We start from the raw sequence: 7,725 nt of genomic DNA on the forward strand, positions 1-7,725 counted from the left end.
AACGAATGGCCGCTTTTAAGGCTGCGTTGCAGCGCAGCGCTTGGATCAATCAAGGCAACTTTTTTGCTGCATGAGCGAAGGGCGCGATTTCAATCCGGCGGCTCTGGGCTCGTTTGGGTCATCCGAGGCTTTTTGTCGGATGACTGCTTTTCTGCGCTAAGCGGCCATTATTCCACTGGACTTCTGCGCCCCGCAGAGCGGTACTGTCTGTGTCGCTGACGCCCGGGACCTCCGGGCTCCACTCAGTACAGGGCGAGGGATAAGCCTTTGCCCAGAGAGTGGAGAAACACCATGACAACGTTAGACTTAGAACCGCAGAAGACAGCCATACCGAAGACGGTTGTGAAGAAACCAACGCGCCAGGCGCAGCTCCACAAACTGCTGACCCGGAAATCCGGGGTGACCATTGCGCAGCTCCAAAAGAGCTTCGGCTGGCAACCGCATACGGCAAGGGCCGCGATATCCGCGCAGCGCAAGGCGGGTTGCGTCGTGGCGCGAACGGTAACGGATAAGGGATCGGTCTACCGGATTGTCGCAGGGCAGGGTGACCGGTGAGCGGCGGAGAGATAGATCAGGTGTTGATCCTGATCGCAGAGATCGACGCCTGTGATCGATCAGCCTGCCTGGACCGCTGGCGCGCCGCTTTCGGCCGCCCGCCGCCCAAGCACCTGTCTCTGCAGTTCCTCAAGCGGGTGCTGATCTGGGAGGCACAGAACGAAGCACTGGGCGGGGTATCGGCCAAAACAATGCGTCGGCTTAAACACCTTGCTTCTGGAAAGACTGTACCCGCTGCCGCAAAGCCCGGCTCCTTTCTGGTGCGGGAATGGAACGGGTGGACGTACCAGGTCGATGTTGTCGATGGTGGCTATGTCATGGATGGCAAGACCTGGCGGTCCCTGTCTGCCATTGCCAGACACATCACCGGGGCCCACTGGTCAGGTCCGCGCTTCTTCGGGGTACAATGATGCGCCGGGTCCGCTGCGCCATCTATACCCGCAAGAGTTCCGAAGATGGACTTGAGCAGGACTTCAACTCTCTTGATGCCCAGCGGGAGGCCTGCGAGGCCTATATCGCAAGCCAGAAGCACGAAGGCTGGGAGGTGCTGCCGGACCGCTTTGATGACGGCGGGATCTCCGGCGGACATCTGGAGCGTCCCTCGCTGCAGCGGCTCATGCAGGCGGTAGACGAGAAGCGCGTCGACCAGATCGTCGTTTACAAGATCGATCGTCTGACCCGGTCGCTGGCGGACTTTGCCAAGCTGGTGGATCGGCTGGATGCAGCCGAGGCCTCCTTTGTGTCGGTCACCCAGAGCTTCAACACGGCCACCAGCATGGGGCGGCTGACCCTGAATGTACTCTTGAGCTTTGCGCAGTTCGAGCGAGAGGTCACGGCCGAGCGCATCCGGGACAAGATCGCGGCCTCCAAGCGTAAGGGTCTCTGGATGGGTGGGAATGTGCCCCTCGGTTACCAGGCTGATGGCCGGACCCTGAAGATAGAGGAGCAAGAGGCGGCGACGATCAGGTGCCTCTACGAGCTCTACCTTAAGCATGGCGCTATCAGAGAAGTTAAAGAGCACGCCGACGCGTTGGGCCTCAGATCACGCCAACGCCTGCGCGGGGCAGGGCGCATCTCTGGAGGCACGTCCTTTGATCGGGGGCACATCCATCACATCCTGAGCAACCCAATCTACGCAGGCCGCATCCGGCACAAGGGGCAGGTATATGAAGGGCAGCACCCCGCCGTCATAGAGCCGATGCTCTGGGAGCAGGTGCAGAAGATGCTCGCAGGCGGGGCCACAAGGGCCCGCGGCGCAAAGCGGGTGGCTGCCCGATCCCCGTTGGCGGGCAAGCTCTTCGATGAGACGGGCGACCGTCTGACACCCAGTCACAGCAACAAGAATGGCAAACGTCTGCGCTACTACATCTCTCACAGGCTGGTAAAGGATCGGAGCCGCAAGCATCCCGATGCCTGGCGTCTCCCTGCGGAACAGGTCGAAGGACTGATCTCCGATCTGATCGCAGCGCACCTGAAGCAGGAAGAGATTGCGATCCGCCTGATCCGGGATCTCAACGCATCACAGGTTGAGGCGGCAACAGCCAATTTGCATGCCATCCAGCAGACGAAGGATTGTCTGACATTGGTCGAGCGCGCCGACCTCTGCCCGGGTATGCTGACCATTCGTCTGCATCTTGATGAGCTTGCGAAAGTAGTCGAGTGCGATCGGGAGAGGATCAGTTCCGAGGAGCTCATCCTGACAAGCCCCTTCCAGATGCGCAGGCGGGGCGTGGAACTCAAGCTGCATCTCGGGGAGGCGCCTGCTGAGATCGACCCAAAGCTCGTGCAGAATGTGGTCAACGCACAGAAGTGGATGTCGATGATACTTGGCGGCAAGACCTTTGCGGAGATTGCAAACGCCGAGGGCACATCGAAGCGGCGCATCCAGGATGTGGTTGATCTGGCGATGCTCTCACCGGATGTTCTGGATGCCATCGCCGCCGGTGAACAGCCAGATGGCCTAACGTCCGACTACCTGATCAAGTCAGGTGTTCCAGCACGTTGGTCAGAACAGCGCGAAACGTTCGCGAAGCTGTAACCCAAGCTCCTCCAAAACATCCCAAACTCGTACCGCCGGAATGGCAAACAGAGACTGCGGGCTGGAAATGGCCATGTTTGTGCTCCACACAAGGTCTCATTGAGAATCCGTGCCCGACAAGCGCCTGAACTTACGCACTTAATGCGCGCCAGTGCGTCGTAAGCTGAAATCGAGGAAGTGTGTGGCTGTGCACGCAGTCGGGAGCCATCCAGTCTCGGCGAGAAATTCCCTGTTAACAGGGAAAATACAGGGAAAATCTGCAGTTTTGGGCCAATTCAGGGTGATTTCGACCACTTTTTCCTGGTTTCCGCGAGTGTTTAGAAGGGGTTACATGGCATTTCCCTGTTAATTCGATAACAGGGAAAAATATTCAACTATCAGGGAAAGAAATTTGAAGAACAGGGAAAGGAGGCGGCGGAACAGGGATGTGCATGTCTCGCTCATTTCGCAAAGGCTCTGCGAAGCTATATGCATGGCCGAATGACGGCTTGTTCAAGGTAAGCAGTCATTGAGGAAAGTTGAAGCGATCGGCGGCTCAGAGCCCAGAGCGGCCGATCCTGAGCAGAGTTAACAGGCGGCCCAAAATCTTGTAAGGTGCTGATGGGGGTGCGGTATATGGAACGTCGCATTTCAGCCATTTTGGCTGCTGACATGGTCGGCTACAGCCGACTCATCGAGCTTGATGAAACTGGAACTCTAGAGCGCCAGAAACGGCATCGTCTGGAACTCATCGATCCCGTCTTCGAACAGTTCAATGGAAAGATTATCAAGCTAACAGGTGATGGATTGATCGCTGAGTTTGGCTCGGTCGTCGAGGCGGTTCAGTGCGCCGTCACGACCCAGAAGGAAATGGCCGCGCGAGAAGCCGACATTCCCGATGATCGGAAAATCCAGTACCGCATCGCTGTCAATCTGGGAGACGTCGTTTTTGATGACAACGATATTTACGGTGACGGCGTTAACATTGCGGCACGACTTGAAAGCCTCGCCGAACCTGGTGGTGTCGTTGTGTCGGGCCCAGTTCACGACCTTCTCAAGTCTCAGGTCGAGGTCGGCTATAAAGCAATGGGAGAGCAGCAGCTCAAGAATATTGCGACACCGGTGCGTGTTTACCAGGTTGTCGATGCAGGTACCGAACTTACTCCGATAAAGAGAGTGTCAAACCAGCGGCCTTGGCTTGCTGCGGCAGTCTTGGTTGGCCTAGTAGCTGCCGTCGGACTGGTATGGTCAGTGACGAGGCCCGAGTTCGTACCTGCCGAGCCGGATCGATTTGTATTTGACATACCCGATAAACCCTCGATTGCAGTCATGCCGTTCGAGGCGCAGGGCTCAAAGGACCAAACATGGCTGTCAGAGGGCATCGCCCAAGCGGTTATTTTCGAGCTGGTTAGATCGCCGGAAATGCTGGTCATATCGGCTAACGCCATAGACGAAATGAAAGGTCAAACACCCGCTCAAATCGCGGAACGCTATGGAGTTCGATATGTGTTGCGCGGCTCGATTCTTGAGCAATCAGGAGTCCTGCGAGTCGGAACACAACTCGTGGACGCAAAGACCGGCCGGGTCATTTGGGCTGATAAGTTCGATCGGAGCACCAATGACCTCATTGCCGTTCAGGATGAGATTTCCTCCAAAGTTCAGGAAGAAATGGAGGTCAAGCTCACGCTTGGTGAACAGGCGCGCTCATGGCGAGACTTCCTCGGAAGTGCGGAGAATATGCGAGACTTCGTTGAAGGGCGCGTTGCGTTCCAACAATTCGACGCTGAAGGCCACGAAAAAGCAAAGGAGGCGTGGACTCGGATCTACGAACGCGATCCAAATGTTCTTGGCGCCAAACTTCTTATCGCTTGGCTACACTGGCATCGGGTCCTAGTTGGTTTGAGCGATGATCCAGCAGAAGATTTTCGACGAGCTCAAACCTTGGTAAATCAGGAGATTGCGGCGGGAGGTAACGGGCACGCCTACGTTTTTAGGGCAACCCTTAACCTCAGAATGCAGCAACATGAACTTGTTCATTTAGACGTTGAGCAGGCACTTCGGCTGAACCCAGGCGACGCAGACGTCTTGATGATTTCCGGCAGTTCCCTTTTTCGCAGTGGGCGGGTTGAAGAGGGGCTCAAGCTGATGCTGCAAGGAATGCGTCGCGAGCCTGATTATCCTGATTGGATACCACGCGATTTGGCTGAAGCCTATGTGATGGCGGGACAATTCGAAGAGGCAACAACCATCTCGGAAGAGATACTGGCGAGTGACACCAAAGATGCCTTGGCTAAGCCAAGAGCGTTGATGTTGCTGGCCGCAATTTCTCAATCGGAAGGTAAGAGCCAAGAAGCGAAACGCCATGTCGAGGCCCTACAGGCGGCTTGGCCGGGTATCAGTGTTGAGTTGGTAACAAAGGCTAGAGAATATTACCAAGATCAAGAATTTGTGGATCGTTTAGCTGAGGCTCTCCGCGAAGCAGGCTTACCCGATGTCGCCCCCGCGAACCCTGACCTCGCAGCCTTCGCTATCCCTGACAAGCCGTCCATTGCTGTGGCGCCGTTTGCCAATGTTGCTGGGAACCCTGAGGCTGAATGGCTGTCTATCGGCCTGTCCGACAGCGTTATCTCAGCGCTTACGTCTTCCCCCGACATGATTGTGATCTCGCGACATCAGTTGAACGACATGGTTGGGCGTGCTCCAAGCAAGATCTCAGAGACATTTGGCGTACGCTACGTACTCGATGGAAAGGTACAGCTTCAAGACAGAAGCTTGCGTATCAGCGCCCGATTGACCGATGCTCTGGAGGGGCGGTCTCTCTGGGCAGAAAAGTGGGACCGCGATATCGACGACATCTTTGCAATCCAGGACGAGATCGCCGAAGCCATTCTAGAAGAACTCCAGGTTAAACTCACACTCGGCGAACAAACACGCTCGTGGCGATCTGATGTCGGAACACCGGAAAACATGCGGGACATGATCAGGGGAAGGGTGGCCTTTCAAACATTCCGGCCTGAAGACCACCAGACAGTGGCCCGCCTTTGGCGAGGGATATATGACCGAAATCCAGAACTACCCGCTGTGATCAACCTGCAGGGCTGGCTGGAATGGCATAGGGTCATTACAGGACTCAGCTCTGATCCGCGGGCGGACCTGCTCTCGGCCCGGAAATGGGCTCAGAAAGCTCTGGATGCTGGAGGTTTCGGACATCCACATGCACTGTATGCGACAGCTAGCCATGCTTTGGGCGACGCGCAATCTGCGGTAGAGTATGCGGAGATGGCGATCGAGGCTGATCCGGGCGAAGCGGATGTACTCTTTGTTTCCGGTTGGATCTTTTCACATCGCAACAGGTTGGTTCAGGGGATAGAACTGCTGCAGCGCGGGATGCGGCTCGAGCCTGACTACCCCGGTTGGGTGGCGACCTCATTGATGAGTGCGTTGGTTCAAAACGGGAGCTTCGATGAAGCAAGACAAATCGCCGAAGCGATACTTAGCGAGGGCGCCGAGGGAGCTGTCGCAGAGCCTCTAGCATTGTTTGAATTGGCTGTAATGGACGTCCTGCAAGATCGCCAGACCACCGCCAGAGAGTATGTATCACGGGCAATGGAGCTCTTACCTTCAGCGGACCGCGACTCTCTCGCTCGGGATCCCCGTTTCGGTTTGATTTACAGGTCAGATCGGGACTACGTTAACCGCTGGCTTGATGCCTTGGTCGACGCAGGATTACCTGCAACTTCTCCGGCAAGCCCAGACCGAATGGCCTTCAATCTACCAAGCGAACCCTCAATAGCCGTTCTGCCCTTCGCCAATCTCACTGGAAGCTCAGAGAATGATTACCTTGGCAAGGGAATAGCGGGAAGTGTGATTTCTTCGTTGGGAGCGGTCCCACGGGTATTCGTTATCGCAAGACAATCGAGCTTTGCCTACCGCAGCGCTGAGCATAGTGCAGGGAAGATCGCTGAGGCACTCGGCGTCCGCTACGTGCTCGACGGCAGCATCCAACTGTCCAATGACAGACTGAGAACCTCAGTCGGATTGATCGATGCTCTCGATGGACGGCAAATATGGTCCAAACAGATCGAAAGTGATCTTTCAGTAGACGATCTGTTCGCTGTGCAGGACCAGATTGTTGCGGATGTTCTCGTGGAATTGGATGCGACGTTGGTGAGCGGCGCCAATTCGCGATCAGTCTTCAGAGACGCAGGTGATTTGGAGACCTATAAGCTGATCATGCTTGGCACTGCTGAAGTGGACAAATTTACGTTCCAAGCGGATCAACAGGCCCTGCGGCATTTTGAAGCCGCGCTGGAACGTAATCCGAATTCTGGCTACGCACATTTTGGCAAGAGTTGGGTGAACCTTAACTCGATTTTGATGGGCTATTCTGCAGACCCGAAGCTGTCTCTTGAGGTTGCCCGATCTCATGCTAAGAAAGCAGTCGAAGCCAATCCTGATGTTGCCGTCGCACATATCGCGATGGCCCTTGTTCACCTATACCTGCAAGAACATGATCTCGCTATTGCCAGTGCGGATCGGGCTGCCTCACTGGTTCCAGGCAATGGCTGGATTGCATCTCACGCGGGTTGGATTCTTGCCGCAAGCGGATACCCCGAACGAGGTGAAGTGCTTTTGAGGTTTGGTTTGCGGGCTCAACCCAGTCCACCGGTCTGGGTGCCCAATGTTCTTGCGATCACGCTGATGATGCAGGGTGAACTGGAGGAAGCGAAGAGGCTATTCAACGAGGCCAACGACATCTATCCGAACCCGATGTCTCACGCGCACCTTGCAGCAATTGCGGCGCTGGACGGAGACGATGCTGATGCTAGTCGCCATGTAGAGCGTGCAAAAGAGATCTATCCGCAAACCAGTGTGTCGGGAAGCGCTAGATTCTTGGCCTACATCCGCGACAAGGCCTACCTTGAGGGCTACCTAGATGCTCTGCGGCAGGCTGGCTACCCACAGAACCCGCTATAGAGCGAACCCGGATTTGACTGAAAGCTGTCCTGCGGCGAACGACGGCTTTGTCCGGAGGGTGTGTGAAAACTCGAAATTCGCGCCCTTTTGGTGCCGCTCATTTTCCCGAAGCGAGGTGTTTGTGGCTCAGCTCAACGAGAGAGGCTGCAAATCTTGCTGTTTTTGTCGTTTTGCCG

General features: G+C 55.9%; 4 protein-coding genes. All 4 read left to right on the forward strand.

Going from position 1 to position 7,725, the window contains the following annotated elements; translation table 11 throughout:
* The first annotated feature begins 291 nt into the window (after positions 1-291).
* Positions 292-555 (forward strand): DUF3489 domain-containing protein, encoded by a 264-nt coding sequence (locus tag GV827_RS22715; RefSeq protein ID WP_164356541.1) that lies wholly within the window; start codon positions 292-294, stop codon positions 553-555.
* Positions 552-965 (forward strand): DUF2924 domain-containing protein, encoded by a 414-nt coding sequence (locus GV827_RS22720; RefSeq protein ID WP_328823208.1) that lies wholly within the window; start codon positions 552-554, stop codon positions 963-965. Before GV827_RS22715 ends, GV827_RS22720 begins: the two co-directional genes overlap by 4 nt.
* Positions 965-2,593: a recombinase family protein gene (locus GV827_RS22725; protein WP_164356543.1), complete on the forward strand. Its 1,629-nt coding sequence runs from the start codon at positions 965-967 to the stop codon at positions 2,591-2,593. Before GV827_RS22720 ends, GV827_RS22725 begins: the two co-directional genes overlap by 1 nt.
* Positions 2,594-3,208: 615 nt before the next feature.
* Entirely contained in the window at positions 3,209-7,549 is a 4,341-nt protein-coding gene (locus tag GV827_RS22730; RefSeq protein WP_164356545.1) for an adenylate/guanylate cyclase domain-containing protein, read from the forward strand.
* Positions 7,550-7,725 lie beyond the last annotated feature (176 nt).

Source organism: Sulfitobacter sediminilitoris (assembly GCF_010667575.1).
In the GTDB taxonomy this organism is placed as follows: Bacteria; Pseudomonadota; Alphaproteobacteria; order Rhodobacterales; family Rhodobacteraceae; genus Sulfitobacter; species Sulfitobacter sediminilitoris.

Coding starts and splice junctions, on each gene's coding strand:
- GV827_RS22715 (WP_164356541.1), top strand. CDS start 292: ATGACAACGTTAGACTTAGAACCGCAGAAGACAGCCATACCGAAGACG.
- GV827_RS22725 (WP_164356543.1), top strand. CDS start 965: ATGCGCCGGGTCCGCTGCGCCATCTATACCCGCAAGAGTTCCGAAGAT.
- GV827_RS22730 (WP_164356545.1), top strand. CDS start 3,209: ATGGAACGTCGCATTTCAGCCATTTTGGCTGCTGACATGGTCGGCTAC.